This is a genomic window from Rhodococcus sp. H-CA8f (assembly GCF_002501585.1).
Lineage (GTDB): Bacteria > Actinomycetota > Actinomycetes > Mycobacteriales > Mycobacteriaceae > Rhodococcus_F > Rhodococcus_F erythropolis.
Map to the genome: position 1 here is coordinate 4,598,245 of NZ_CP023720.1, position 25,694 is coordinate 4,623,938.

At 62.0% G+C, this 25,694-nt stretch carries 27 protein-coding genes; 14 read left to right on the forward strand and 13 right to left on the reverse strand.

Going from position 1 to position 25,694, the window contains the following annotated elements; genetic code table 11:
- Nucleotides 1–9: 9 nt before the first annotated feature.
- The 6 genes from CPI83_RS21350 to CPI83_RS21375 form a co-directional block, all read right to left on the reverse strand.
- Nucleotides 10–714: an ATP-binding cassette domain-containing protein gene (locus tag CPI83_RS21350; protein ID WP_042951161.1), complete on the reverse strand. Its 705-nt coding sequence runs from the start codon at nucleotides 712–714 to the stop codon at nucleotides 10–12.
- A 1-nt stretch (nucleotide 715) separates the two neighbouring features.
- On the reverse strand, nucleotides 716–1,489 hold the full coding sequence (locus tag CPI83_RS21355; RefSeq protein WP_046378188.1) for an ATP-binding cassette domain-containing protein: 774 nt from the start codon (nucleotides 1,487–1,489) through the stop codon (nucleotides 716–718).
- Nucleotides 1,486–2,445, reverse strand: a complete 960-nt coding sequence (locus tag CPI83_RS21360) for a branched-chain amino acid ABC transporter permease (RefSeq protein WP_223257992.1) — start codon at nucleotides 2,443–2,445, stop codon at nucleotides 1,486–1,488. The genes CPI83_RS21355 and CPI83_RS21360 overlap by 4 nt, the downstream gene beginning before the upstream one ends.
- Nucleotides 2,446–2,513: 68 nt before the next feature.
- Entirely contained in the window at nucleotides 2,514–3,389 is an 876-nt protein-coding gene (locus CPI83_RS21365; protein WP_046378187.1) for a branched-chain amino acid ABC transporter permease, read from the reverse strand.
- A 15-nt stretch (nucleotides 3,390–3,404) separates the two neighbouring features.
- Nucleotides 3,405–4,589 (reverse strand): ABC transporter substrate-binding protein, encoded by a 1,185-nt coding sequence (locus CPI83_RS21370; RefSeq protein ID WP_021343387.1) that lies wholly within the window; start codon nucleotides 4,587–4,589, stop codon nucleotides 3,405–3,407.
- A 126-nt stretch (nucleotides 4,590–4,715) separates the two neighbouring features.
- Nucleotides 4,716–5,510: a TetR/AcrR family transcriptional regulator gene (locus tag CPI83_RS21375; protein ID WP_097387670.1), complete on the reverse strand. Its 795-nt coding sequence runs from the start codon at nucleotides 5,508–5,510 to the stop codon at nucleotides 4,716–4,718.
- 267 nt (nucleotides 5,511–5,777) lie between these two features.
- Between CPI83_RS21375 and urtA the strand changes: the two genes are divergently transcribed.
- From urtA to CPI83_RS21405, 6 genes are read left to right on the forward strand one after another with little or no spacing between them, the layout of a single operon-like run.
- Nucleotides 5,778–7,034 (forward strand): urea ABC transporter substrate-binding protein, encoded by a 1,257-nt coding sequence (gene urtA / locus CPI83_RS21380; RefSeq protein ID WP_019744446.1) that lies wholly within the window; start codon nucleotides 5,778–5,780, stop codon nucleotides 7,032–7,034.
- Between the two features lie 54 nt (nucleotides 7,035–7,088).
- On the forward strand, nucleotides 7,089–7,973 hold the full coding sequence (gene urtB, locus CPI83_RS21385; protein ID WP_003941514.1) for an urea ABC transporter permease subunit UrtB: 885 nt from the start codon (nucleotides 7,089–7,091) through the stop codon (nucleotides 7,971–7,973).
- Nucleotides 7,970–9,076: an urea ABC transporter permease subunit UrtC gene (gene urtC / locus CPI83_RS21390; RefSeq protein WP_021333894.1), complete on the forward strand. Its 1,107-nt coding sequence runs from the start codon at nucleotides 7,970–7,972 to the stop codon at nucleotides 9,074–9,076. The genes urtB and urtC overlap by 4 nt, the downstream gene beginning before the upstream one ends.
- A complete protein-coding gene (urtD, locus tag CPI83_RS21395; protein WP_019744448.1) occupies nucleotides 9,073–9,909 on the forward strand; it encodes an urea ABC transporter ATP-binding protein UrtD in 837 nt (278 codons plus the stop codon). The genes urtC and urtD overlap by 4 nt, the downstream gene beginning before the upstream one ends.
- A 3-nt stretch (nucleotides 9,910–9,912) precedes the next feature.
- Nucleotides 9,913–10,605, forward strand: coding sequence for an urea ABC transporter ATP-binding subunit UrtE (gene urtE, locus CPI83_RS21400; RefSeq protein WP_097387671.1), 693 nt, complete (start codon nucleotides 9,913–9,915; stop codon nucleotides 10,603–10,605).
- 1 nt (nucleotide 10,606) lies between these two features.
- The gene (locus CPI83_RS21405; RefSeq protein ID WP_097387672.1) at nucleotides 10,607–11,296 is read left to right on the forward strand and encodes a GntR family transcriptional regulator; all 690 of its coding nucleotides are present in this window, start codon (nucleotides 10,607–10,609) and stop codon (nucleotides 11,294–11,296) included.
- Here the strand turns inward: CPI83_RS21405 and CPI83_RS31020 are convergent, their stop codons facing one another.
- From CPI83_RS31020 to CPI83_RS21425, 4 genes are read right to left on the reverse strand one after another with little or no spacing between them, the layout of a single operon-like run.
- The gene (locus tag CPI83_RS31020; protein WP_097387673.1) at nucleotides 11,297–12,694 is read right to left on the reverse strand and encodes a hypothetical protein; all 1,398 of its coding nucleotides are present in this window, start codon (nucleotides 12,692–12,694) and stop codon (nucleotides 11,297–11,299) included. It lies immediately after the preceding gene.
- Nucleotides 12,691–13,299 (reverse strand): signal peptidase I, encoded by a 609-nt coding sequence (locus tag CPI83_RS21415; protein WP_030535532.1) that lies wholly within the window; start codon nucleotides 13,297–13,299, stop codon nucleotides 12,691–12,693. Before CPI83_RS21415 ends, CPI83_RS31020 begins: the two co-directional genes overlap by 4 nt.
- A 10-nt stretch (nucleotides 13,300–13,309) precedes the next feature.
- Nucleotides 13,310–13,927 (reverse strand): hypothetical protein, encoded by a 618-nt coding sequence (locus CPI83_RS21420; protein WP_020906724.1) that lies wholly within the window; start codon nucleotides 13,925–13,927, stop codon nucleotides 13,310–13,312.
- 7 nt (nucleotides 13,928–13,934) lie between these two features.
- The gene (locus tag CPI83_RS21425) at nucleotides 13,935–14,564 is read right to left on the reverse strand and encodes a SipW-dependent-type signal peptide-containing protein (protein ID WP_019744453.1); all 630 of its coding nucleotides are present in this window, start codon (nucleotides 14,562–14,564) and stop codon (nucleotides 13,935–13,937) included.
- A gap of 227 nt (nucleotides 14,565–14,791) precedes the next feature.
- Here CPI83_RS21425 and CPI83_RS21430 point away from each other — a divergent pair, with 227 nt between their 5' ends.
- From CPI83_RS21430 to atzF, 6 genes are all read left to right on the forward strand, one after another.
- Complete coding sequence (locus tag CPI83_RS21430) at nucleotides 14,792–15,781, forward strand: LLM class flavin-dependent oxidoreductase (protein ID WP_020906723.1); 990 nt, start codon at nucleotides 14,792–14,794, stop codon at nucleotides 15,779–15,781.
- Nucleotides 15,782–15,790: 9 nt separating this feature from the next.
- A complete protein-coding gene (locus CPI83_RS21435) occupies nucleotides 15,791–16,987 on the forward strand; it encodes an MFS transporter (RefSeq protein ID WP_097387674.1) in 1,197 nt (398 codons plus the stop codon).
- A gap of 97 nt (nucleotides 16,988–17,084) precedes the next feature.
- Complete coding sequence (locus CPI83_RS21440) at nucleotides 17,085–17,891, forward strand: SDR family NAD(P)-dependent oxidoreductase (RefSeq protein WP_097387675.1); 807 nt, start codon at nucleotides 17,085–17,087, stop codon at nucleotides 17,889–17,891.
- Nucleotides 17,888–18,421: a carboxymuconolactone decarboxylase family protein gene (locus CPI83_RS21445; RefSeq protein ID WP_097387676.1), complete on the forward strand. Its 534-nt coding sequence runs from the start codon at nucleotides 17,888–17,890 to the stop codon at nucleotides 18,419–18,421. Before CPI83_RS21440 ends, CPI83_RS21445 begins: the two co-directional genes overlap by 4 nt.
- A gap of 76 nt (nucleotides 18,422–18,497) precedes the next feature.
- Nucleotides 18,498–19,199 carry a GntR family transcriptional regulator gene (locus tag CPI83_RS21450; RefSeq protein WP_024487732.1) on the forward strand — a complete coding sequence of 234 codons (702 nt, stop codon included), beginning with the start codon at nucleotides 18,498–18,500 and terminating at the stop codon, nucleotides 19,197–19,199.
- 17 nt (nucleotides 19,200–19,216) lie between these two features.
- Nucleotides 19,217–20,926, forward strand: a complete 1,710-nt coding sequence (atzF, locus tag CPI83_RS21455) for an allophanate hydrolase (protein ID WP_097387677.1) — start codon at nucleotides 19,217–19,219, stop codon at nucleotides 20,924–20,926.
- Nucleotides 20,927–20,929: 3 nt separating this feature from the next.
- Here atzF and CPI83_RS21460 read toward each other — a convergent pair whose 3' ends face one another.
- On the reverse strand, nucleotides 20,930–21,505 hold the full coding sequence (locus CPI83_RS21460; RefSeq protein WP_019744460.1) for a TetR family transcriptional regulator: 576 nt from the start codon (nucleotides 21,503–21,505) through the stop codon (nucleotides 20,930–20,932).
- Nucleotides 21,506–21,573: 68 nt separating this feature from the next.
- Here CPI83_RS21460 and CPI83_RS21465 point away from each other — a divergent pair, with 68 nt between their 5' ends.
- On the forward strand, nucleotides 21,574–23,175 hold the full coding sequence (locus CPI83_RS21465) for an MFS transporter (RefSeq protein ID WP_097387678.1): 1,602 nt from the start codon (nucleotides 21,574–21,576) through the stop codon (nucleotides 23,173–23,175).
- Between the two features lie 52 nt (nucleotides 23,176–23,227).
- On the opposite strand, the gene CPI83_RS21470 is transcribed toward CPI83_RS21465, so the two are convergent.
- Entirely contained in the window at nucleotides 23,228–24,079 is an 852-nt protein-coding gene (locus tag CPI83_RS21470; RefSeq protein WP_097387679.1) for an SDR family oxidoreductase, read from the reverse strand.
- Nucleotides 24,080–24,197: 118 nt separating this feature from the next.
- Here CPI83_RS21470 and CPI83_RS21475 point away from each other — a divergent pair, with 118 nt between their 5' ends.
- Nucleotides 24,198–24,647, forward strand: a complete 450-nt coding sequence (locus tag CPI83_RS21475; protein ID WP_020906720.1) for a helix-turn-helix domain-containing protein — start codon at nucleotides 24,198–24,200, stop codon at nucleotides 24,645–24,647.
- Here CPI83_RS21475 and CPI83_RS21480 read toward each other — a convergent pair.
- Nucleotides 24,623–25,615, reverse strand: coding sequence for an iron-siderophore ABC transporter substrate-binding protein (locus tag CPI83_RS21480; protein WP_019744462.1), 993 nt, complete (start codon nucleotides 25,613–25,615; stop codon nucleotides 24,623–24,625). The genes CPI83_RS21475 and CPI83_RS21480 overlap by 25 nt on opposite strands.
- Between the last annotated feature and the right edge of the window lie 79 nt (nucleotides 25,616–25,694).

Genomic DNA, 25,694 nt, shown 5'->3' on the forward strand with positions numbered 1-25,694 from the left:
GATCGTCGATCATCTCCCGTCGGCGCTGAGTACGCCCATCGATTGTTTGTACGCGTTGTCCAGTGTCGCTGCGGAATCGCATTCGCGGACGAGTTCGCCGCGCTGCATGACATATCCGCGGTCGACAACCGATTTCAGTGCAGTAAGTGCCGGTTCCGTCACGATGACGGTCACACCCTCGGCGGCCAGACCCCCGACCAGCGCTCGCAGCTCCGCGACGATTTTCGGTGCCAGTCCTGTCATCATCTCGTCGAGGAGCAACACCTTCGGGGTTTCCAGAAGGGCCCGCCCCAGAACCAACATCTGCTGCTCACCACCGCTGAGGACCCCGGCATAACTCTCGGAGCGTTCATGCAGGATCGGGAACCTCTCGAAAGCTGTTTCCACGGCTTCGGCTTTCAATCCCAGCAGGTCTGCGCCGACGCGTAGGTTCTCGCGAACGGACATTCGCATGAACAGTTGCCTGCCTTGGGGTACGTAGGCAAATCCGCTGCGGACACGATCCAGTGCCGATAATTTCTGGATCTCTCGACCATCGAATTTGATTGTCCCGGTGGCGGGAACCGAGCCGTAGATGGATCCCGCCAAGCTGGTCTTGCCTGCACCGTTCGGCCCGACGATCGCTGTCACTTCACCGGCGGGGGCGACAAGGGAGACTTCCCGGACGGCGACAGCGGATCCGTATCGAACTGTGACTCTGTCGAGTTCGAGCATGTCAGGCGCCTTCCTCGTATTCGGAACCGAAATAGACTTCTCGCATCGCGTCGCTGGCCAAGCACTCCTGCGGTGGTCCGTAGAACGCCACTGATCCGAAATTGAGCAGCACGATCTTGGTGGCGAGCGCCGCGATGAGATCGACGTTGTGATCGACCAGGACTACTCCTTTGCCCTGCGCGGCAATCGATCGCACGGCACCGGAGATGGCAGCGATGCCGTCGTGATCCGCGCCGGCAAACGGTTCGTCCAACAGGAGAACATCGGGTTCGGTCGCCATCGCCCGCGCCACCTCGACCAGACGCTGCGCCCCCAAACTGAGATCCCCGCAAGCACTCTCGACGTCGGTGACCGAGTATCGCGCAGCAATCTCCCGGGCCCGCTGTGCTGTCCGGTCCCAGTTCTCGAAAGGTCCTTTGATCGCCCACCACAGCGAGTGCAGAGGTGAGGTGATCTTGTGCCCGTACAGTCCCGGGATGATGTTGTCGACGGCGTCGAGTTCCGCCGCGAGCTGCGGATGTTGAAACGTGCGCGAGAGCCCTTGCCGTGCACGGCGCTCCGACGGCCCGGTCAAGGCAGCACCCGCGAGCGCGACGGTTCCGGAGTCTGCTTGCTGTGTGCCGAAGATGCAGTCCACCAGTGTGGTCTTGCCTGCCCCGTTCGGGCCGACCAGGCCGATCACCTCTCCCGGTCCGACGCTGAACGAGACATCGTCGACAGCGCGGACGCCGCCGTAGGACTTGTGGAGCCCGCTCACTTCGAGTAGCCGAGTCATCGATTGCCACGCTCCTTGTACAGACGGTTCATTCGACCCAGAACGTTCTGACTCCACCCGATCACCCCACCAGGCGCGACGATGAGGATCACCAGGACGGCTCCGGCAAGCAGGAGTTCGCCGCTTCCCTGGTAGCCGGGCATGTTCAGCGTCACGATCACCACGATCAATGCACCGAGCGGAGCACCCCACGCCGAACCGCGACCGCCGATGATCGGCATGAAGATTGCAAGGAAAACAATACTGAGAGTGAAGGTTTCAGGAGTGACAGCTTGCACCGACACGGTGAAAAGCGATCCGCCGGTCGACGCGATCGCGGCACCGATCGCCAGCGCCACGACGGTCAGGTGCGCAGGATTGACGCCGGAAGACCGTGCGACATTACGATTGTCGCGGGCAGCTTGCAACATCAGCCCCCACACCGATTTCCGGAGTCGATCGACAGCGACCGCGATCAGACACACGAACAAGATCGCGAACACGACCAATGCGTAGCGCGGTGGCTCCCAGCCGAACATCGTCACAGTCTCGACGCCCGAGATACCGGCCGATCCGCCGGTGAAACTCGGTCCGTCGATCAACCAGTGCTCGAAAGCGATACCGAACAACAAGGTCACCGCGGCAAGGTAGAAGCCGGAGAGTTTCTGTGTTGCCAAGCTGAGGAGTACTGCAACCGCTGCAGCGGCGAGGGCGCCGAGAATCCATCCCCACCACATCGACAACCCGGTCCGAACCGAGATCAGCGCAACGGCATACGCGCCGATCGCCGCATACGCGCTGTACGCCATCGACAGTGATCCCGCGAGCACGAATGGCACGTACATGCCGAGTGCGATCAGCGAATACGTCGCAGCGAGGAACACCAGATCCTGCCGGTACAGACTCGGCCCCATCCACAGCAGCACGGCAGCAACCACGACCACGGTGATCAGTGCTTCTCGTGACACGGCGAGCATCCTCGTCCGGGGACCGCCGGATGTAGCGGGCGGATTTGACGTCAGCGGACTGGTAGAAAGCGAGGCCATCAGACGCGAACCTTCCTCGAGAGCAAGCCTTCCGGACGGAAAGCGAAGAACACCAGGGCAATCAACAGAATCGCGGTTTGAGCAGCACTCGCACCGAAGTAGTACGGGGCGAATACCTGGACGACGCCCAACACCATTCCGCCGATCAGCGGAGCCCAACTCCGGCCGGTACCACCGATGACGAGTGCGATGAATGCCGTCAGCGTCCATGACAGACCGCTCGTGAACTGAACACCGGCCTTGGGAGCGAACAGAAGTCCGGCGACGGCGGCGATCACACCCGCGAGGGTGAACGCGATGAGGCGTACCCGATCCACCGGCAAGCCCAGGACGCGGGCGGCATCCGGACTGTCGCCGACGGCGCGAAGCAGACGGCCCGAGGTGGACCGGTTCAGCCACAGTCCGATACCGACGAAGATCCCGGCAGTTCCGACGACGAGTACAACGGTCGAACTGTCGACGGTGGCACCGAGCACCGATATCGGATCGAAGTCGAAGATCTTCTGCCCGGGAAGTGGTGTGCGGCCGAAGACAGTGCCGGCGAGCTGCTGGATCCCGAACAGTACTGCGGTCACAGCCACCAACGCCGGTAGTTCCCCACGACCCGATCGCTTCTGAACCTGTTTGACCACAAGCTTTTCCGTCAGGATCGACAGCGCCACCGCTACCGCGATCCCTAGCGGCATGGCAATCCAGAGAGCGAGCCCGTAATTGATCGCGACCCAACTCGACGCCATGGCCGCGGCCATCGCATACGGGCCCATCGCAAAATTGAAGAAATCGGCGCCGACCACCACGAGATACATTCCGAGGGCTATCAGTGAAAAGAATGCACCGATCTCGATGGCAGCGAGCCACAGTTGTGCGTCTGTCATGTCAAGGCTCCTCGGTTATCCACACGGGGGTTGGTAGGAATCCCACGGATGGGCCGGCTTGTTGTCCTCACCGAATTCGACGAGCACCAGTCCGCAGAGGCTGTCCGGAGCCAGGTGATCCTGCGAGGAGAACGACAGTGTCAATCCGTCCTGGCCGAAGCTGGCGGGAAGTGCCGAAACCTGTTGAAGAGCATCACGAACGGCCGTCCGATCTCGGTGGTCGCCGGCAATTTCGATTGCCTCGGCCAACATCATGACGGCGTCGTACGCCTGTGCGTCGTAGGCAGTCAGTTGATAATCAGGCCCCTTCACTGCCTGCACCTTGCGACGCAGTTCGGCGGTTCTCGGGTTGTTCTCACTGAGCGAGCCCATGTACACCATGCCGCTCAACGCCTTCGGGTCCGCCAAAGCCCAAGATGCGGGCTGGTTTCCGATGGAAGCGAGTGAGAAGCGTTGCGTCTGCGGGGTGATCTTCGACAAGGTGTTGTGCGCGAGGATTTCGAAGTGCCCGCCGATACTGGCGACCAGAATCGCGTCCGGTTCGGTTTCCGCGAGACGTGAGACCTGTGCGGTGATGTCCGCGGCATCGACCGGCGCCTTTTCGACGCCCGTCACTCTCGCGCACTTCTCGAGCGCCGGCCGCAGGGTCTTGATGATTCCGTCGATGGACGCACTCGCGTCACCGAGAATTCCCAGGGACTTGTACCCCATCTTCTCGAAAGCCCCGCAGTACACCTGCGCGTACTGCTTCAAGGAGTTCGGAATCATGAACGAGTAGTCGTTGTCGGGCGCCGAGGCAAAGGCGTCGCTGAGAACGACCGGAGCTATCGCGGGGATCTTCGACTGCTGGAGAATCGACTTGGCCTGCAGCACCGACCCGCTGCCGGTGGCGAGGATGACCGCACTTGATCCGTGATCGACCAACTTCCGAATGATCGACGGGGTCTTGGTGGGACTGCTCTCGTCATTCTCGACAACCAATTCCACCTGCTTGCCGTTGATTCCGCCGGCCTGGTTGATCAGGTCGACAGTCATACGCACGGTCTTGCCGGCGATCGTGCTGTACGACGCACCGGGCCCGGTGGAGTCCTCGTCCAAACCGATGACGATGGTGTCTTCGGGAATGACACCGGCAGATGCGCACGCGCTCGCCCCGAGGACCACTGCCGCGCAGACGGCAATCGCCTTTCCGAGTCTCACATCAATCTCCCGTCCAAACTCTGCTTGGTAAATCAAACAAGCGCTTGATTTACGAGTGTGGACAGAAGTATGCACTGGGTCACACCGATAGTCAAAATTCGAACTACACGCGCAGGAACTGCGGTGTTACGGCTTCTGCAGCTGCCGGATCGAGGAGCTGAGTTCGCGAATGACGGACTTCAATTCGTCGACGTCCGAACGGAGTTCGGCCATTTGGGAGTCCGAACGGAGTTCGGCCATTTGGGAGTCAGAGCGGAGTTCGGCAAATTCGGAGGCAGGAGATACGGTCTGCGCTTCCTTCTTCGTCGTGCGCCGCGCAATGCGTGCCACCGGCTCGCCGTCGACGGAACGTGCGGCGAAGCCGTCCAGGAATACCGAAATCAGATTGCGCTGCAGATCATCCGCCAACTCGGAAAGCTGCGGGCGATACTGCGCGACGGTGGACCAGACGGATTCACGCAGGAGACGGTGAAACTGTTCGGGATCGATGTCTTCCCGAAACTCCGCGTCGGCAATTCCGCGAGCGATAGCCGATCGCCAGTAGCTGTGTGCCTTCTGAACCAGGATGGTGATGGGCGCGTCCGCCGGTTGCGACGAAAGTATGGCTTCTCCCTGATAGACCTCCGTGGCATACGGGTGATCCACCGCCGATGCAAAAGACACCGAGACCATCGTTGCCAGGCGATCTCGGGCCGAACCTCCCGACTCGATCGAGTCTTCGTACCTGACGTTGAGGTCTTCGAGAAACCGGACGACGATCTCGTTGGCTATCGCATCCTTGGAGTCGAAGTAGTGGTAGAGGCTGCCGGAGAGAATCCCGACTTCGTCGGCGATGTCGCGTACCGTCGTCGCGGCGATTCCCCGCTCACTGAACAGCTTGGCCGCATGAGCGAGTATTTCGTCCCGTCGGGTCGAGCGCACGAGAAGATCCTTCCGACGTTCCGATCGTCAAGCGAGTGCTTGATCAATTTCTCGTCGATGCTAACACCGCACCCTCGCTGACCTGCGGTGTGAGGTCCTGGACATCCAATCGAAACACCGGACACACACTTGTCACCGACAGTCATTCCACCGCAACAACTTCCACCTACTCTGTGCACTCGACGAATACAGCGTTGTATACGCACTCCGGATACAGATCTGTCAGAGCCATTGTCTGCCAGAGCCATCGACACGAAAGGCCCGTACATGCGAACCTTCTCGAAGCGCACCCTTGCCGCGCCGGCCGCTCTCGCCGCGCTGGGCTTGGTTCTCACCGGCTGCGGAAGCAAGGCGACAGACACCGCATCGGGAGATTCGACGGCTACGTCGTGCGTCGACACCTCGGGGGACACGATCAAGGTCGGTTCTCTGAATTCACTCTCGGGCACCATGGCCATCAGTGAAGTGACGGTCCGCGACTCCATCTCGTTGGCGGTGCAGGAGATCAACGATTCCGGCGGTGTGCTGGGCAAGAAGATCCAGATCGTGGCAGAGGACGGCGCGTCGGAGCCGACAGTGTTCGCCGAGAAGGCCGAGAAACTGATCAGCAGCGATTGCGTCGCAGCAGTTTTCGGTGGCTGGACTTCCTCGAGCCGCAAGGCCATGCTGCCGGTGTTCGAGGACAACAATTCCTTGCTCTACTACCCGGTCCAGTACGAGGGGCTGGAAGATTCGAAGAACATCTTCTACACGGGTGCAACGACCAACCAGCAGATCATCCCCGCTCTGGATTACCTGAAGGAGAAGGGCGTCAAGTCGCTGTATCTGGTCGGCAGCGACTACGTGTTCCCGCAGACCGCCAACCGCATCATCAAGGCGTACGCGGCAGCGAACGGCATCGAGATCAAGGGCGAGGATTACACGCCATTGGGCTCGACCGACTTCTCCACCATCGTGAACAAGGTCCGCACAGCCGACGCCGATGCCGTGTTCAACACACTCAACGGTGATTCCAACGTCGCGTTCTTCCGTGAATACTCGAATGTCGGCCTGAAGCCCGCCGACATGCCCGTCGTCTCCGTCTCCATTGCGGAGGAAGAGGTCGGCGGTATCGGAGTCCAGAACGTCGAAGGCCAGCTGACGGCGTGGAACTACTACCAGACCATCGACTCCCCCGAGAACAAGAAGTTCGTCGAGGCGTACAAGGCGAAGTTCGGCCAGGACAAGCCCACGTCCGATCCGATGGAAGCGGCGTACACCTCCGTCTACCTCTGGAAGAACACAGTCGAGAAGGCCAACTCGTTTGCGGTCAAGGATATTCAGGACAACGCCGACGGTGTGACCTTCCAGGCACCCGAAGGACTCGTCACCATCGACGGCGACAACCACCACATCACCAAGACTGCCCGAATCGGCGAAATCCGTTCCGACGGACTGATCTACACGGTCTGGGATTCGGGACAGCCGATCGAGCCGGATCCGTACCTGAAGAACTACCCCTGGGCCGAGGGACTCGGCAGCTGATCGACGAAAGGCGGAATTGACGGAATCGACGAGTAGAGAGGTGGAGCGTCTGTCATGGATGTTGTGATCGGACAGTTGTTCACGGGTTTGAGTATCGGATCGATTCTCCTGTTGGCAGCGTTGGGATTGTCTCTCACGTTCGGGCAGATGGGTGTCATCAACATGGCACACGGCGAGTTCATCATGGCCGGCTCGTACACCGCATACGTAGTGCAGCAGGTGATCTCGAATGCAACGGGATCGTTGATCATTTCTCTGCTCGTCGGTTTTGTCGTCGGCGGACTGATGGGTGTCGTGCTCGAAGTGGTCCTGGTATCGCGGATGTACCACCGACCCCTCGATACCTTGTTGGTGACATTCGGCGTCGGATTGATCCTTCAGCAGTTGGCGCGCGACATCTTCGGCGCGCCGGCAGTCAATGTTTCGGCGCCGAGCTGGCTTTCGGGCGGGGTCGATATTTTCGGCGCCGTGGTACCGAAAACCCGCATCTTCATTCTGGTGTTGGCGATCGCAGCGGTGATCGCGCTTTCGGTCGCACTGAAGCAGTCGTCGATGGGTAGACGCATCCGGGCCGTCGTCCAAAATCGCGATCTGGCCGAGACGAGCGGAATCTCTTCTCGTCGTACGGACATCACGACCTTCTTCCTCGGTTCCGGACTCGCCGGCGTCGCGGGTGTCGCGTTGACACTCATCGGTTCCACCAGCCCGACCATCGGCCAGTCGTATCTGATCGACGCCTTCCTTGTTGTCGTCGTCGGCGGTCTCGGTCAGATGAAGGGAGCCGTGATCGCAGCCTTCGCCCTCGGCATCTTGAACTCGTTCATCGAGTACTCGACGACAGCGTCGATCGCGAAGGTGATCGTGTTCGTCATTATCGTCGTCTTCCTTCAAGTTCGGCCGCAGGGCCTGTTCGCAGTCAAGACGAGGAGCCTCGTATGAGCATCCTGAACAATTCCCGAATTCGGGTGTGGGGCGGTTTTGCACTTGCCGCGATCGTGCTGTTCGCCATCGCTCCGGCTGTGCTCTCGGACTTCAGGCTGTCACTGTTGGCCAAATTCCTGTGCTTCGCCATAGTCGCTGTCGGCATCGGCTTGGCTTGGGGCAGAGGCGGAATGCTCACGCTCGGCCAGGGCGTCTTCTTCGGAATCGGCGCATATGTGATGGCGATGCACCTCAAGATCGCCGATGCCGAACTCAAGGGCGACGCGGTACCGGACTTCATGTCCATCGCGGGCAAGACCGAACTTCCGGGATACTGGCAACCGTTCGCCTCGCCATTCGTGGCGATCTTCGCCATCCTTTTCCTGCCGGCCGCTGTTGCCTTTCTCCTCGGACTCGGTGTGTTCAAGCGGAGAGTCAAGGGCGCATACTTCGCGATCCTCTCGCAAGCACTCGCCGCGGCTTTCGCGATCCTCTTGATCGGCCAGCAGTCGATCGGTGGCAGCAACGGCCTCAACCGCTTTCGCACATTCTTCGGTTTCAACCTCAACGATCCGGCGAACAAGCAGATGTTGTTCTTCATCGCCGCCGGAGTTCTTCTCGCATCGGTCGCTCTGATTCGCCAGCTGATGAACTCCCGATACGGCGAACTCCTCGTCGCCGTCCGCGATCAAGAGGAGCGCGTACGTTTCCTCGGATACGATCCGGCGAACATCAAACTGGTCGCCTACGTGACCGCGGCGTTCCTCGCCGGTATCGCCGGTGCGCTGTTCGTTCCGATCGTGGGCATCATCTCCCCCGCCGACGTCGGGATCGTTCCGTCAATCGCCTTCCTCATCGGGGTCGCGATCGGTGGCCGCGCAACGCTTCTGGGTCCGGTACTCGGTGCGATCGGCGTCGCGTGGGCGCAGTCGACATTCTCGGAGAAACTCCCTTCGGGATGGATCTACGCACAAGGGTTGATGTTCATCGTCGTGGTCGGGTTCTTCCCGGCAGGTGTGGCCGGATTGTTCGCCCTGATGCGCCACCGCAAGAAGCGTGAGACCCCGGCCGACCCGCCGGTCAAGGTCTCCCAACCCGAACCAGTGGAGGTGTCGTCATGACCAACACAACCGCCACCAGCGAACCCACACCGGCACTGGGCGGCAACGCCGGAATGTCGTCCGAGTACCTCGAAGTACGGAACCTTTCGGTCAGCTTCGACGGTTTCAAGGCCGTCGACGGCGTCGACTTGACCCTCATGCAGGGCGACCTCAGGTTTCTCATCGGCCCGAACGGGGCTGGAAAGACAACGCTGGTCGACGCCATCACCGGACTCGTTCCCGCGACGGGTTCGATCACGAAGTCCGGCGAGCAACTACTCGGCAAGAAGGTTCACAAGATCGCCCGCCTCGGCGTCGGGCGAACCTTCCAGACGGCAAGCGTCTTCGAAGAACTCTCGGTGCTGCAGAATCTCGACATCGCGGCGGGAGCCGGTCGCTCGGCGTGGAACCTGCTCCGAAGGCGCAAAGGTGTGCTCCCCGAGATCGAGGAGGCTCTGGAGACAACCGGCTTGGAGCACCTCAGAGACACTCCCGCGGGCATTCTGGCGCACGGGCAGAAACAGTGGCTCGAAATCGGAATGTTGTTGGTGCAGAACTGTTCCGTGCTACTACTCGACGAGCCCGTCGCTGGGATGAGCCTGGAGGAGCGCGAGGAGACCGGAAACCTTCTGCGTCGCATCGGCGGTGCACGAACCGTCGTCGTGGTCGAGCACGACATGGACTTCATGCGATCGTTCGCCACGTCCGTCACAGTGCTCGCCGCTGGGAAAGTACTCGCCGAAGGAACTGTGGCGGAGGTTCAAGCCGACCCCAAGGTGCAAGAGGTCTATCTCGGCACAGCCGCTGCCGGAACCGATCTCGGCGCCGACACCGAACCGACCCCGGAGGACTGAATCATGCTCGAGCTCGTCGACATCCGCGCCGGCTACGGACGCACCGAAGTAATCCACGGCGTATCCTTACTGGTTCCCAGTGACGGGGTTGCGGCAGTCATGGGTCACAACGGTGCGGGTAAAACCACCTTGCTGCGCGCCGCCGTCGGTCTGATCAAACCTACGCGGGGAAAGGTACTTCTGAACGGTGAGGACATCGCCGGACTACGACCGAGCGCCCGCGTCGCTCGCGGACTTGCCTACGTACCGCAGGGTCAGCAGTCGTTCGGACAACTGACAACTGCCGAGAATCTTCGGGTGGTCGCCGACGGGCGCAAACGCGGAAAGGCACTCATCGCAGAGGCATTGGATCTGTTTCCCGCGCTCACCACACTCCTCGACCGTCGCGCGGGACTTCTCTCCGGCGGGCAGCGCCAACAACTTGCCATCGCCCGCGCATTGATCACCGAGCCCAAGATCCTCATCCTCGACGAACCAACCGAGGGCATTCAGCCCAACGTGGTCGCCGAAATCGAAAGAACCGTCATGGAACTCACCGAGCGCGGCGATCTCGGTGTCCTCCTTGTCGAGCAGCACATCGGTTTCGCGCTCCAATCTGCTCAGCATTACAGCATTCTCGCGGCCGGACACGTGACCTCGACCGGTGAGGGCGGCACCACGTCCACCGAGGCGGTTCGTCGAGCGATGGCAATCTGACATGAGTGTGCGGCCGCCGCTGCGCGAACAGGTTTACCGGTCGATCCGAAACGATCTGATGTCCGGTCAGATCGCGCCCTCGGAACGACTGGGCGAGGAACGCCTGGCCCATCTCTACGGTGTCTCGCGAACACCGGTGCGCGAAGCGCTCGCAAAGTTGGAATCCGACGGGCTGGTCGAGCGCGACGAACATGGACTCTTTCCGTACCGACCGCACCTCGACGAGTTGGGTGGCCTCTACGAGCTGCGCATACTCCTCGAGGTGCACGGGCTTCGTCGGGTACTCGACGGTGAGGCCCCCGCTCATGATCGAGACGCGCTCGGTTCCGAACTCGACAAGTGGTACGCATTTCTCAAACAGATGCCGGTACCGGACGCCGGTTTCGTGACGCTCGACGAGGAGTTCCACATCGCGCTCCTCGCCTCGTCCGGAAACCACGCGTTGGTCGACGCCTTGCAGGCCGTCAACGCGAAGCTGCGCCCCGTGAGGATGTTCGACTACCTGACTCCCGACCGTATGAAGGCCACCGTGGAGGAACATATCTCCGTCGTCGAACTGGTTCTGGACGGCAAGATTCCGCAAGCACACGAGGCACTGGCATCGCACATCGACATCTCTCGTGCGGTTGTCCTCGACCGTGCTCGTCAGGCCCTCTCGTTGGCCGCCATGGCCAATGCCGTGCGTAACTGATCAGCGTCGTGTCGCTGAGTTCAGGGTGACGACTCCGGTGACGTGGTCTCTCGTCAGGGGGATCCTGAGGTACTCCCCCGGTGCGGTTGGCTTCGGGCCGAGTTCAGAACCGGGGACCGTACCCGTTGTGCCGTCCGAGCATTCGACTGCAACTTCGCTCGTGTAGTCCGCATCAGGCGCAACGTCGCAGGTGAGTCCGTCATCCGTGGTGAAGGCGGAGATACTCGAACCGACGGGCCCCTGGATTACTGTCCCGATTGGGTCCGCCGGAGCCGGTGTACTCGTGGTTGGTGTAGCCGTCGTTGTCGGCGTTGCTGTCGATGTCGGCGTTGCTGTCGATGTCGGGATTGCTGTCGGTGTCGGCACAGACGCGGTGGTCGTCATCCCTGCAGTGTTCTCAGCTGCCGTGGTCTCAGCTGCTGTGGTCGAAGAATTCGTCGATGACGGGGGTTCGCTCACCGAAGTAGGCGTCGGGCTGACCGCACGCGCAGCAAATCCGGTTGGGAGGCTCAGCGGCGTGACCGGGTATGTCGCGTTGCCAATTCCGCATTGGGCCGTTACAAGATTGAACGTCACGTTTGTGGTGCCCAGTATCTGCGCCCCCAGAATCGCAAAAGCTGCCATCGAAAGACTTACGCTCAGCGTCGATTGCGCCGTTGTTGCCGTGGACGTTCGCGTGCTCACGAGCTTGATGTTCGTGTATTGAATCGTCGCCAAGCCAGCGGCGTTCACAGTGGCGTCCGCCCCTGTCACCGTCACCGATGCGTTCTCGGCAGGCTGTGGAATCGTGAGGACGCGAGATCCCACCGTCACCTGATTCGTGGGGCTACTCGCCGATACCGATGCCCTGTTCGAGGTATCGCACGCAGCCCCTGCCGTAATCGGCGATGCCACAGTGACTATCGGCGCACTGACCAGATCAATCCCCAGTAGGGACAGCAAGTTCACTGTCACGGTCATCGAGGTGAGTGTCGACGTCGCATCGGTATCCGAAACAATTGCCGACTGGCAGCGGCCGCTCGCAGGCTGCCCGACCGAGTAGGCAGCGCACGACGAGATCGATCCGGTCCGGGACAACGAGTTGACGCCCAGCAGCTTTGCAACCACAAGATTGGTTGTGTCCAGGTCCTTTCCAATCGTGTTCTGTTGTGAGACACCTTCGAACATCGAACTGCCGAAAAGATCTATCACGATTCCGCCACTGGACAACCCGAGCCCGCCGGCGCCTCTGCCGTACCCACTCGTCGTCCATGAACCGGTGGAAATCGGACCGGTCACGTATTCGGAGTCTGTCCACGCCGCTTCGGTCTCTCCGAACAGCGGGTGAGACGAGAAACCGGAGCCCAGAACAACCGCAACTGCCAATACGATGACTGAGAACAGGTGGCGACGCTTCATTGCCTCCCGCCGTCCGGCGGTAGAAGAACCTGAATGGGTTCGGTTTTCGGTTCGGCCAATTCGGCATCATCGTCGTCATCGGTATTGCGCGGCCAGAATACCGCAACCACCAAAGCGGCCATGGTCAGCGTGATCGCCCCCAGAACAAGAGGATTCGAGAAGTAGACGATCACCCGCGCCAATCCCGGAACGTGCCAGAGCACCTTTCGGACCGTGGTGACCTCGTATACCGCGGGATCAGCCGAAGCGTTGGCATCACCCTTGAGATCGAGAATCGTGATGCCGTTGTCCTGGGTACGAGCGGAGACGACCCGGTGGGTCACCGGCAGTTCGGACACTCCCCGATCGACGGTGACGACGTCGCCCACCTCGACGGAATCTGCCGGTACTTCCCGTACAACTGCCAGAGATCCGGTCGGAATGGTCGGCGACATCGATCCGGTCTTGAACATGATCAGTGTGATGTCGAAGGCGACGGCACAGATCACCAAAGCGATACAAACAACCCCACCGGCAGCGAGAACCTGAAGGATGCAGTCCCCGATGATCGTGGGGACCGAACGCTTCTTCGTCCGGGCATGTGTTGCCCGGGCATGTGTTGGCATTGCAGCTCCTTCAGGGTGTTGCACTGAACTGCCAAGTGGGAGTTGCCGTTTTACCGATCAACGCCGAGTTACTCCAATTAGCCGAGGTTCCGGGCAGCGAAATCTCGAAGCACAGCGCCACCGCGGCGCCCGGGGACGCTCCACCGGCGGGTAGCGCGATGGCCCCGACTGCGGAACCAGTTGAGAGCGACGGAAACACCGTCGCACTTCCCACCACGAATTGTGGTGTTCCCGTGGAGAAGGCTGACGCATCACAGGTCGTCGACTTGACCACCCGATACCGAAGCGCCGACGCCAGAGTGGAGTCGCCGGCAACCGTGGCCGCCTGCAGAGTGACGGATGCTGCCGGCGAGACCGGCACTGTTCGAAGAGATATCGGGCCGTACGAGAACGCACCGGGGCGAATCAGGAGCGCCGAGGGTGTGTACGTGAAAATGCCAGGGGCACTGGATGCATGCGACGACCATCCACCGCCGACGTTCGACTCGATTCCGAAGGTTCCGGTGCGAAACGATGCATCGCCCATCGTGCTGTCCACCCAACTGGCAGCCACGGTGGTTGCACCGATACCCAGGACGAGTCCCGAGGCCGCCAGTGCGTACACCTGACGCATTCGCCGTGTGACCACGCAGGCGTCAGGGGGTGGACTGGCCGGTGAACTGCCAGAGCAAGCGCCCGGTGTCCTTGCCCGACACGATCGAGGGGTCGACTCCGGCGGGCAGCGTGACCGCGAAGCACAGTTCGACCGGCACACCCGTGCCTAGCAAGGCGACATCCGAACCCGAACCTGCCGTCAAGGCCACCGGACTAGCTGTCGTGCCCACCCATGCTGTGCCTGCTCCAATTCCCGCCGCCGTGCAGGCCGTGGAGGAGACACCTCGATACACCGAGTACCGCAGGGCGGGTTTGAGATCGGCATCACCGCCCGTCGCACCGAGTAGTTGTACCGTCGCGCCGAAAGTGCTGGCCGTGGGACCGATCCGTAGCGCTACCGGCGCATATACCGTCGTTCCGGGTGCGAGTGTGTTGAATCCCGTGCTGAATTGGAAGTGGCCGGCGGAAGCGTCGACTTGATACTCACCCCAGGTCGTCAGTCCGTCGAAACTGCCCTGGAGATTCCAACTTCCCGTCTTGAACTGCGCGTCGCCGAAAACATTGTCTGTCCACGCTGCCAAGGTGACAGCGGCGCCGATACCGAGGACAAGTCCTCCGGCTAGTAATGCACGTACTTTGCGCTTGTTTACAGCCTTCCGATCAGTGGCCATGCTGGTCTCGATTCACTTGGAATGCGAAAGAACCTCCGATTCGGGAAATCTAGCCCCCACTTTCACCCGAAATATCCGAAATGACCGAAATTGAGACAAAGACTTGACGCCTTCTCCTCCTCGCCGCCATCTGTGGGCGTTGACCAGGGGGAAATAGGAAAGCCGGCCAGATGGTTGCACCTTCCAACGACGCTTGCGTTCTATTCGCTGAGAAAGGCTCCACCTCCATGGCCGTACCACTTTCCATCCTCGACCTCGCCCACATCGGGGACGACGAAACCGCCAAAGACAGCTTCGACGCCAGCGTGACCTTGGCGCAGCGTGCCGAGGAGTGGGGCTACAAGCGAATCTGGTACGCCGAGCACCACAACATGGGTTCCATCGCGTCTTCGGCAACCAGCGTTCTGATCAGCCACGTCGCCGCGAACACCAGCAAAATCCGCCTCGGCGCCGGTGGAATCATGCTGCCCAACCACGCACCGCTGACGATCGCCGAGCAGTTCGGCACCCTCGAGACTTTGCACCCCGGTCGAATCGATCTCGGTCTCGGCCGCGCGCCCGGTAGTGATCAGAAGACGATGCAGGCTTTGCGACGCGACCCGAGTTCTTCGGACAGCTTCCCGCAGGACGTACTCGAGCTTCAGGGCTACCTCGGCGACACCTCGCGCGTCCCCGGAATCAATGCCGTTCCCGGTAAGGGCACTCACGTTCCGCTCTACATTCTCGGATCGTCACTGTTCGGCGCCAAGCTCGCCGCGATGCTCGGCCTGCCGTATGCATTTGCCTCGCATTTCGCCCCCAACGCCCTGCGCGACGCCGTCGCAATCTACCGACGCGAGTTCAAGCCGTCGGAGCAGTTGGCGGAGCCGTACGTCATCGCCGGCGTCAACGTCATCGCCGCCGACACTCATGAGCAGGCTCAGCAGGACTTCCTCGCAGCCAAGCGTTCGCGCGTCAGTCTTCTTCTCGGGCGTGGACGCAAGTTCACGGACGACGAAGCGGACATGCTGCTCGACTCCCCCGCCGGTCAGCAGGTTCTGCAAATGACCAAGTACAGCGCCATCGGCACGCCCGCCGAGGTGCGTGCGTACCTCGACGAATTCACCGAGCATGCGCAGGCCGACGAGCTGATCACGGTGTCGACCGGCACCAACCGCGAGGCATGGTTGCGCACGTTCGAACTCCTCGCCGACGTGAGCGATCTGGTGCCCGCCTAAGCTGCCGGTATGGGCGATCCATCCCGTCGCGGGTTCATCTCAGTACTGGCCGTACTACTTTCGACGGGTTGGGCCGCCAACCACTTTGCTTCGCTCATCCCGGTTCTCCGGGTGGACGAGGGCCTTTCGCATACCGTGCTCGACGGTGTTTTCGGTATCTATGCGCTCGGACTCCTACCCGGCCTGTTGACCGGTGGAGCAGTGTCGGACCGCGTCGGCCGAGCTGTAGTCGTCCTTCCCGGAGCACTCATAGCCTCGCTCGGAACCTTGATTCTTCTTCTCTGGCACGACGCGCCCGGGCTCATGGTCGGGCGCCTCGTAGTCGGTATCGGTGCCGGTCTGGCAATCGGCGCGGGTACCGCGTGGGCGGCCGACCTTCGCGGCAAGTCCGGAACCGTGATGGCGGGCGTCGTACTCACCTCGGGTTTTGCACTGGGACCACTGTTTTCGGGTCTGTTGGCACAATTTGCCGCCTTCCCACTCGCTACGCCCTTTGTCGTCTCGGCCGTCTTGTCGGTGGGTTCGGTTGCCGCGGCAGCTGTGTGGAGTCGTACTCCTGCTCCCACCAAAGCTGCGATGTTCACACAGATTCCCGACCGTGCAGAGCGGTCGGGAGCCGGTGTGAAGGTCGCACTGCTCTGGGCACTTCCGTTGGCGCCATGGGTGTTCGCCAGCGCAACAGTGTCTTTCGTGACCATGACGGCCAGGCTCGGGGACCGCTACTCAGGTCCTCTCCTTCCGGGTTTCGCCGCGGCGCTGACTCTGGGTGCTGGAATCCTGGTTCAAACCGCTGCGCGCCATCGCAATTGGGGTCCTCAGGCCGGCACGGTCGGCGCCGCACTGGCGGCACTCGGATACTGCCTGGTCGCAGTCGGCGGCGCGCACCCCGCGCTCGGGTTGTTCATCGTCTGCGCGCTCGTCCTCGGTACGGCCTACGGACTGTGTCTGCGTGAGGGACTGCTCGACCTCGAGTCGCTGGCTCCCCCGGCCTCGCGGGGCGCTTTGACCGGGATCTTCTACGTCGGCACCTATCTCGGATTCGGACTGCCGGTGCTACTGGTTGTCATCGAACCCACGATGGGTCCGTCACTGCCGTTGGTGATCCTCGCCGCTGTTGCCGCCGTCGTTGCCGTGGTCCGATTCCGTCGATTGCGGTCGACCCAGGCTTCCACGTCACATCCGCGTCTCGAAGCCGCATCGGTCTGAACACCCGTTCGGACGGAGTTGGCGGTACTTGCAGTCGCAGCTACCCGGCGGTGTTAGCGTCGGAGGACCAGAAGGTAACTGCGTAGGGATACAGCACATGGGTAAGAGCGAGGCGGGCAAGGCCGAATCGGGCAAGAGCAGTGCCGACGATCTGACGGGTCGGCGCATCCTGATCACCGGCGCTGCCCGCAATATCGGTTCTTCGCTGGCCAGACGCCTGTACGACCGTGGCGCGTCCGTGGGACTGCTCGGCCTCGAGCCGGAACTTCTCGAGCAAGTCGCCACTTCCTGCGGCCGCGCGCCGTGGCAGTTGTGCGATGTCGCCGATCTCGAGCAGGTATCTCGCGGCGTCAGCTACATCGCTGAGCAGCTGGGAGGCATCGACGTAGTCGTGGCCAATGCCGGCGTGGAAGCGAACTCGTCGATCCTCGGCGGAGACGTCGAAGACATGCGTCGCGCAGTCGAAGTCAACCTCATGGGCACGTACTACACCCTGCGCGCAGCCGGTCCCCACATCAGTCACGAAGATGGTTACGCCCTGGTGGTCGCCTCGGCCCACGGCGCGGCGAAGCACCCGTTCCGCGGACCGTTCGGTGCTTCGCGCGCCGGTGTCGAAGCGTTGGGCGACGCGTTGCGCCTGGAAATGAAACACCTTGGTACCAAGGTGGGCGTCGCGTATATCGGAGACATCGACACCGATACCACCGCACTCTCTTTCGACGGCGCTCGCGGAACCCTCGCCAGCGCCGGCACCACGACCGTCACTGACGCCGTCGACGCGTTCGAGCGCGGTATCGTCGGCCGGAAGTCACGCGTACACGCGCCCCGCCGCAGCGCTGCGGTTCGCCACATCGCGCAACGAGCTATCGACCTCCGTCCCTCTCACATCCGTGGAGTCGCATGAACCCCCGCATCCAGCCCGGCCGATTCAAGGACCTCGGTCCGATCAACTGGGGAATCTGGCGTGTCCTGTCGAAGGCTGCCGGAGCACCCGATGCGCATCTGTTCAGCACCTTGGGGCGCACGGGTGGACTCTTCCGCGGTTGGCTGCACTACTCCGGCTCACTCATGCCCGGCGGCAAGATCTCTCGCCACGACACCGAACTGATCATCCTGCGGGTCGCGCACCTGCGGGACTGCGGTTACGAGATGGATCACCACATCAGGCTCGGCCGCAAAGCCGGAATCGACGCAGAAGAACTGGCCCGAATCATCGAGGGCCCTGGCGCTTCCGAGTTGAGTCCGCGTCACCGTGCGATCTTGACTGCGGTCGACGAGTTGGTCACCACCAAGGACATCACCGACAACACGTGGGGAACGCTCTCGCAGCATCTCGACGATCGTCGGTTGATCGAATTCACCTTGCTGGTCACTCAGTACGACGGCCTGGCCACCACGATCGGAACCTTGCGGGTTCAGCGCGACTTCTCCTGAAGTTCCGCGGCGGCCGTAACTCAGCTCTTACCCGAAGACATCTGGACGAAACACCTGATCAATAGCGTATACAGGTATGTCGACAGGGATGAATACGGCGCCGGAGCCACTGCGTGAGGTGGTCTACCGGGAACTACGCACCGAACTGGTCAACGGGACCATCGGGTTCGATCAGCGCCTGACGGAACCGAAGCTCTCCACGCGTTTCGGCATTTCTCGCACACCAGTACGGGAAGCCTTGACGATGCTGTGCGCCGATGGACTCCTGCGCCGGGAAGAGTACGGGTTCTCCGCCGTGCGCCCGAGCATCCCGCGGATCCGAGATCTCTACGAACTCCGAATCACTCTGGAACTACAAGGAATTACCCGGGCGATCGCAGATCCGACGATCCGGCACGACCGAACAATCCTCGACGACGAATTAGTGCGGTGGCGTGCCCTGGCTCTCGATCCGCCCGCTCAGGAACCGGGGTTCGTCGAACTGGACGAGGAATTCCACGTCGCCGTACTGAGGGCGTCGGGAAACAATGAACTGGTCGCGTCGCTGCTGTCGGTGAATTCCCGTATCCGGCACGTTCGGATGTACGACTTCATGGTCAACGGCCGCATCGACACCTCGATCGCGGAGCACATTCGAATCCTCGAAGAACTACGTGCCGGCAATCTGCCCGAGGCCCGCACGCTTTTGCACCAGCACATCGGCGAGTCTCTCGACGTCGTCCTCGACCGGGTGACCCGCGCGATCACCGCGCTCTCACTCGCCACCATCACGGACTGATCGGAGCAGTACACACCATGACCATCGCAGCAGAAGTTTTCACCCCGACAGCCCGGGTCGAGCAGGCATTCCAGCGGATCGAGGAAGTAGATCGCCCCGAAATCTGGATCACGTTGCGCCGCAAGGAAGATGTGCTTGCCGATGCCGCCTCGGTGGAGGCCAGAATCGCCGCGGGCGAGCATCTTTCCCTGGCTGGGCGCCTGGTCGCCGTCAAGGACAACGTCGACGTCGCCGGTCTGCCGACCACAGCGGCGTGCCCCGAATTCGCGTATGCGCCGGATGAAACTGCCAGTGCCGTTGCACGGTTGATCGAGCACGGCGCTGTTGTTCTGGGGAAGACCAATCTGGACCAGTTTGCCACCGGGCTGGTCGGAACGCGTAGTCCGTACGGAGCCGTTCGCTGCGCCTGGGACGAGAAGTTGATCTCGGGCGGTAGTAGCTCCGGATCCGCCGTCGCCGTGGCACTGGGGATTGCGGATATCGGAATCGGCACCGACACTGCCGGTTCGGGCCGGGTGCCGGCAGCGTTCCACGGGATCTACGGACTCAAGCTCTCGCTCGGCGTCATTCCCGTCCACGGAGTAGTGCCCGCCTGCATCGACTACGACGCTCTGACGGTGTTCGCCGGCCACCTCGAATCGGCAACCGCGGCAGCGGCAATCATGGTCGGCCACGAACCTCGAGATCCCCGCAGCCGCGTCTGGCCTTCCGACGTTCGTCTCGCGGCGGCGCCGAATCCCCGCGTCGCGGTGCCCCGAATCGAGGATCTCACTCAACTTAGCCCGTCGTATCTGGCAGCATTTCAGGACACTGTGACAGCTCTGGTAGCCGGCGGCGCCGAGACCGAGACCGTCGACATTTCCGGGCTGCTCGACGCGGCCCGATTGCTCTACGACGGCGCCGTGGTGGCGCAGCGGTACGCCGCTGCCGGCGAGTTCCTCGAAACCCGCCCTGCCGGAGCAGATCCCGCGGTGTCCGACATCGTGCTCGGCGCGAAGCACCCCACCGGATACCAGCTAGTCGACGATCTCGACGCTCTCACCCGCGCCAAGGCAGCCGCCCGGGCACTCCTCGCCGGGTTCGACGCCCTGCTGCTTCCCACCACCACCGAACATCCGACGATCGCCGCCGTGACCGAGGATGCGTTCGGAATCAACCGCCGGATGGGAACTTTCACCAACTTCTGCAACCTGCTCGACATGGCGGCCGTCGCGGCGCCCGGACACCGCACTGCCGAAGATCACCCGTTCGGCGTCATGTTCGTCGTACCCGCTTTCGACGACCAGATCGCCATCGACCTCGCTGCGCGACTCGGTGGTGTGCCTTCACCCGCCCTCGTCAATACCGGAATCGACCTCGCAGTATTCGGCGCTCACCTGCGCGGGCAACCGCTCAACACACAGTTGGTCGACCTCGGCGCGCGGTACGTCGAAACCGTCACGACCTCGGATGCCTACCGGCTCTTCGCTCTCGACACGACGCCCCCGAAGCCCGGCCTGGTCCGCCGTGGACCCGGCCTCGGGGCACCGGTCGTCGGCGAGATCTTCCGGATCTCACCGGCTGGCCTGGGAACGTTCCTCGCCGCCTTGCCTGCACCGATGGCGCTCACGAGCGTCGAGTTATCCGACGGCAGAACGACAGTCGGTTTCAGCTGCACTCATGACGCCGTAAACGGCGCAGCTGACATCACCGGCTACGGCGGTTGGGCCGCGTACCTCTCTCGCTGACAGTCAGGGCTTGCAGATTCGAGTGACGGCCTCGCGCACCACTTCACGGCGGCGCGCGATCTCGTCGGCGTCGACGTTCTGGTTGTCGGCCACACCGGGGGCCACTACCCAACCGAACACGAGGCCGAACAGCATCGTGATCAGGTCCTGGGGATCCCAGTGCTTCGAGATGAGGCCGTCTTCTTGAGCCTTGCGGATCGTGGCCATTCGCGGAACCCAGCTGGAATGTTCCTCGGCCAGCTTCTTCATCCGTGGTGCCTCACCCTGCAATTGACCCCAGATCATCATCCGTTGAATCTGTGGTTTGGCGAGCATTGCGTCGAACAGTTCGACGGCATGCGCGGGCATGTCTTCACCGGTGAACTCGACAGACTCCATCGCCTGCTCGAAGTCGACGTCGAGCACCGCGTGGAACAACGCGACCTTGTCACCGAAATAGGCGTAGAGGCGCTCCTTACTGGCGTTTCCGTTCTTCGCAATCCGATCGATGCGCGCACCGGCAAGCCCGTAGGTACCGAATTCTTCTTGCGCAGCGTCGAGGATTCGCTGTTTCGTCGCGGTCACGTCAGTGGGAGCCATAGTGATGATGGTAACCGAACGAACTATTTCGTTTGACTCACCTGAGAAGGCTGGAATACCTTTTTCCAATGACCACCACGTCCCACGTCGACGGCGGCACTCTGCCACCGATCCCGGCTGTCTCCGAGAATCCGAATCATCAACGTCGCTGGCTGGTGCTCTGCATCGTCGCGTTCGCTCAACTCATGGTGGTGCTCGACGGCACCATCGTCTCCATCGCCCTACCGGCAGCCCAGGAGGAACTGGGCATCAGCGACCTTGACCGCGCGTGGGTGGTCACGTCGTACGCCTTGGCGTTCGGTGCGCTGCTGCTCCTCGGCGGACGTATCGCAGACTACTGGGGCCGAAAGCGATCCTTCATCGTCGGCATGGCGGGCTTCGCGGTTGCCTCCGGCATCGGCGGCATCGCGCAGAGCGGTATCGAACTGTTCATCGCCCGCGCCGGCCAGGGCGTCTTCGCAGCATTGCTCGCGCCCGCTGCGCTGTCGATGCTCACCACCACCTTCATCGGAGAGAAGGAGCGCGCCAAGGCTTTTGCCGTCTACGGCGCGATCTCCGGCGGTGGCGCTGCCATCGGCCTGCTCCTCGGTGGAGTGCTGACGCAGTACGTCGACTGGCGTTGGTGCCTGCTCGTCAACATCCCGATCGCGCTGATCGCCATCGCTGCAGCCGTCCCGATTGTCAAGGAAACCAAAGCGCACGGCGACACGAGCTACGACCTTCCCGGCGCTGTCCTCATCGCCCTGGGGCTCGGCTCACTGGTCTACGGATTCACACGCGCCGAGCACGGCTGGGGTCAGGCGGACACTTTGCTGTTCATCGCACTCGGTCTGGTCTTCCTCGCGATCTTCGTGGTCGTCGAGAGCCGCAGCAAGAATCCGCTTCTACCGCTGAGCGTTCCGTGGCATCGTGATCGCGGCGCTGCTCTGATCGGCTCCATGCTGGTGGGCGCCGCCCTGCTCGGCGGCACGTTGTACCTGACGTTCTACCTGCAGATCGTGCTCGGATTCAGCCCGGTCATGGCCGGCGTCGGATCGCTGCCGATGGCATTCTTCATCGTCTTGGCGTCGACCATCGCAGCGCAGTTGTCCACCAAGATCGGCCCCAAGCCGCTCATGGTCGCCGGCCCGCTGGTGGCAGCAGTAGGACTGCTCATGCTGACCCAGATCGAGGTACACAGCTCCTACTGGACGCACGTGTTCCCCGGCCTCGCGATCTTCGGCTTCGGACTCGGTCTATTGATGGTGCCGATGCAGAACCTCGCACTGATCGGCGTTCCCGACCACGACGCCGGCGCTGCCAGCGCCCTGGTCAACGCCACCCTGCAGATCGGCGGCGCACTCGGAACCGCACTGTTCACCACGATCTACGCTTCGGCCAAGACGGCCTTCACCGCCGACAACGCGGCGCCGATCCCGCCGGAAGGCATTCCTGTCGACATGTCGAATGCGACCATCCCGACCGGGGACCAATTGGCGCTACTCCCCGAGCCGGTGCAGGACTTCGTCGCCTCGATGACGGACTACTTCTTCGGCGCCGAGGTATCCGGATACTCGGCCGCATTCGGTTGGGCGGCAATCCTGTTGGCGATCATCGCACCGGTAGTGCTGGTTCTGGTCCGCGCCAAGAAGGGTGATCTGCCCGCCGAGGGTGCAGTCCACATGGGATAACCCCCTGTGCGCCTTTATTAACCGCCCGCGGTTAATAAAGGCGCACAGCAGGTCAGGCCTTCCTCAACACCTCAGCCACCGGAGTGCTGCTGCGGCCGATCAACTTCTGCAGGTCACCAGACTCGGTGTCCAACGCCCCCTTGGCAATTGCAGCATCGGAATCCGCGAGAATCTCTGCGACCGGGGCAGGCAGGCCGACGCTCTCGAGAATCCCCTTGTATGCGTCCTCGCTCACGAACTGGTACGCGACAGGCTTGCCGGCAAACTCGCTGATCTTCTCGGCCAATTCGGCGTAGGTGAGCCTCTCGTCACCGCCCAACTCGTACACTGCACCTTCATGACCATCGGTGGTCGCGACTACTGCTGCGGCGTCGGCGTAATCCGCACGCGCCGCAGCCGCGATCTTGCCTTCCGCTCCCGCACCGACCAGTGCGCCGCGTTCGATCACACCGGCCAGGTCGTTGGTGAAGTTCTCCCAGTACCAACCGTTGCGCAACAGCGCGAACGGAATACCGCTCCGAGTGAGCACGTCCTCGGTCGCCTTGTGCTCGGCAGCAAGCTTCATCGGCGTGTCCTGAGCATTCAAGATGCTCGTGTAGGCAACGAATCCGACGCCGGCAGCCTTCGCCGCGTCGATGATGTTGGTGTGTTGCGCGAGCCGTGACCCCACTTCACTTCCCGAGATCAGCACCAGCTTGTCGACGCCCGCCAATGCGGTTTCCAACGCCGAGGCAGCCGCATAGTCCGCTTGACGTACAACTACTCCGCGGGCGGCGAGGCTTTCCGCCTTCTGTGGATTGCGGACGACTGCGACGATGTCGGACGCGGCGGTTCCCCGCCCGATCAACGACTCGACTACCAGTTGTCCGAGGTTTCCGGTTGCGCCGGTGACTGCAATGCTCATGCGAACTCCCGATCCAGGTTGAAGCGTAAATGCGTTCTGCAACCATCATGCACTTATTTTTCGTAAGTGCAACACGTCGAGTTAGCGCTATGGGATCGTGCAGTAGTAGCCTGGGTTCATGACCAGCACCGACTCACCTTCATGTGCTGCCCAGACTCCTGATCCGAATGCCGACGTCGTGGACCCGACGCTCGAGGCTGACGTCTTCGCTCGCGGGTGCAACTCTCGGGCGGCATTGCAGAATGCAACCGGACGCTGGGGCGCACTCGCGCTGGCAGCACTGAACGAGGGTCCGTACCGGTTCAGTGCCCTGCGCCGACGCGTCGACGGAGTCAGCGAGCGCATGCTCTCGCAGACCCTGCAAACACTCGAGCGGGATGGCCTCGTGCACCGTGAGGTACTCGAAACCATCCCGCCCAAAGTGGAATACAGCCTGACCGAACTCGGCGCCGACGTCGCCGCAAAGATCACGGCCCTGATCGAACTACTCGAATCGCAGGTGCCGAAAATCGTTGCGTCACAAGCGTCGTACGACGCCCGGAATCAGCTCAACTTGTCCGAAAGCTGAGCGATGAACTCGTCGAATGCGTAGGGAACGCTCAGCACCGTCGGAGCGGACGTAGCCATCGCGTAGTCCATTCCGACCAGACGAACCAGACGGCCGTTCGACACCGAGGTCATATTCGCGAACGGACCGAAGGACATCAGCTTGTCCAGGTTGGTGCCGTCGGCGTCGACGAGAATGAAGACGTCGGCGTCGAGTGTGTCGATGGATTCCATGCCCACGGACACCGAACTGTCGCCGGAAGTGCACACTGCGTCGACACCGGGCGAGGTCTTCACCCCGAGCTGGCCGAGAAGACGGATCCGCGGGTCGGTGCCGCAGAAGACGATCAGGCCCTCGTCGGTGCGCATTGCATACGTTGCGGTTTTGCCCTGGAACTGTGGGTGATCAGCGGCCTGCTTCTCGAAGTACGCCCCGGTTTCGTCGATCAGCGTCTGAGCCTGCTCCGGCTGTCCGAGCGCTGCACCGATCATGCTCATCTGCTTGTCCCACGCCGTATCCCACGGCTGGTCGGGGAACGCGACGGTCGGCGCGATGTCACTGAGACGCTTGTACTCGCCCTCGTCGATGCCGGAGTAGACGGCGAGGATCACGTCGGGATCGAGCCCGAGGATCTGCTCGAACGGGATATCGGGATTGGTCGTCATGAGAACGGGCTTGGCACCGTTCAGACGCGAAGCGTCCCAGGGCAGGATGTTGTTCTCGATGCCGTCGCCGGAGAAGCTCTCCATGGCGACCGGAACCTTGTTCAGCGCGATCACCGCATCCTGGCCACTCCATCCGATGGTCACGATGCGCATAGGCTCCGCGTCGATCGTCGTCGAACCGTAGGCGTGGTCGACGGTCACGGGGAACGCCCCCGCCTCGGCGGCACCCGAAGCTTCGGTGTCCGATCCGGAGTCACCTGAGGTTCCACAGGCGGAGAGCGTCAGCGCGACGCAAGCCGCGAGCAGTACGGAACGAGTTTTCATGAGTGGTCCTTCGAAAGCCGGATGGTCGACTCGGGACGCTAATGCGTTGCGCGCCTACACCCCGACTCGAAGGCCTCAG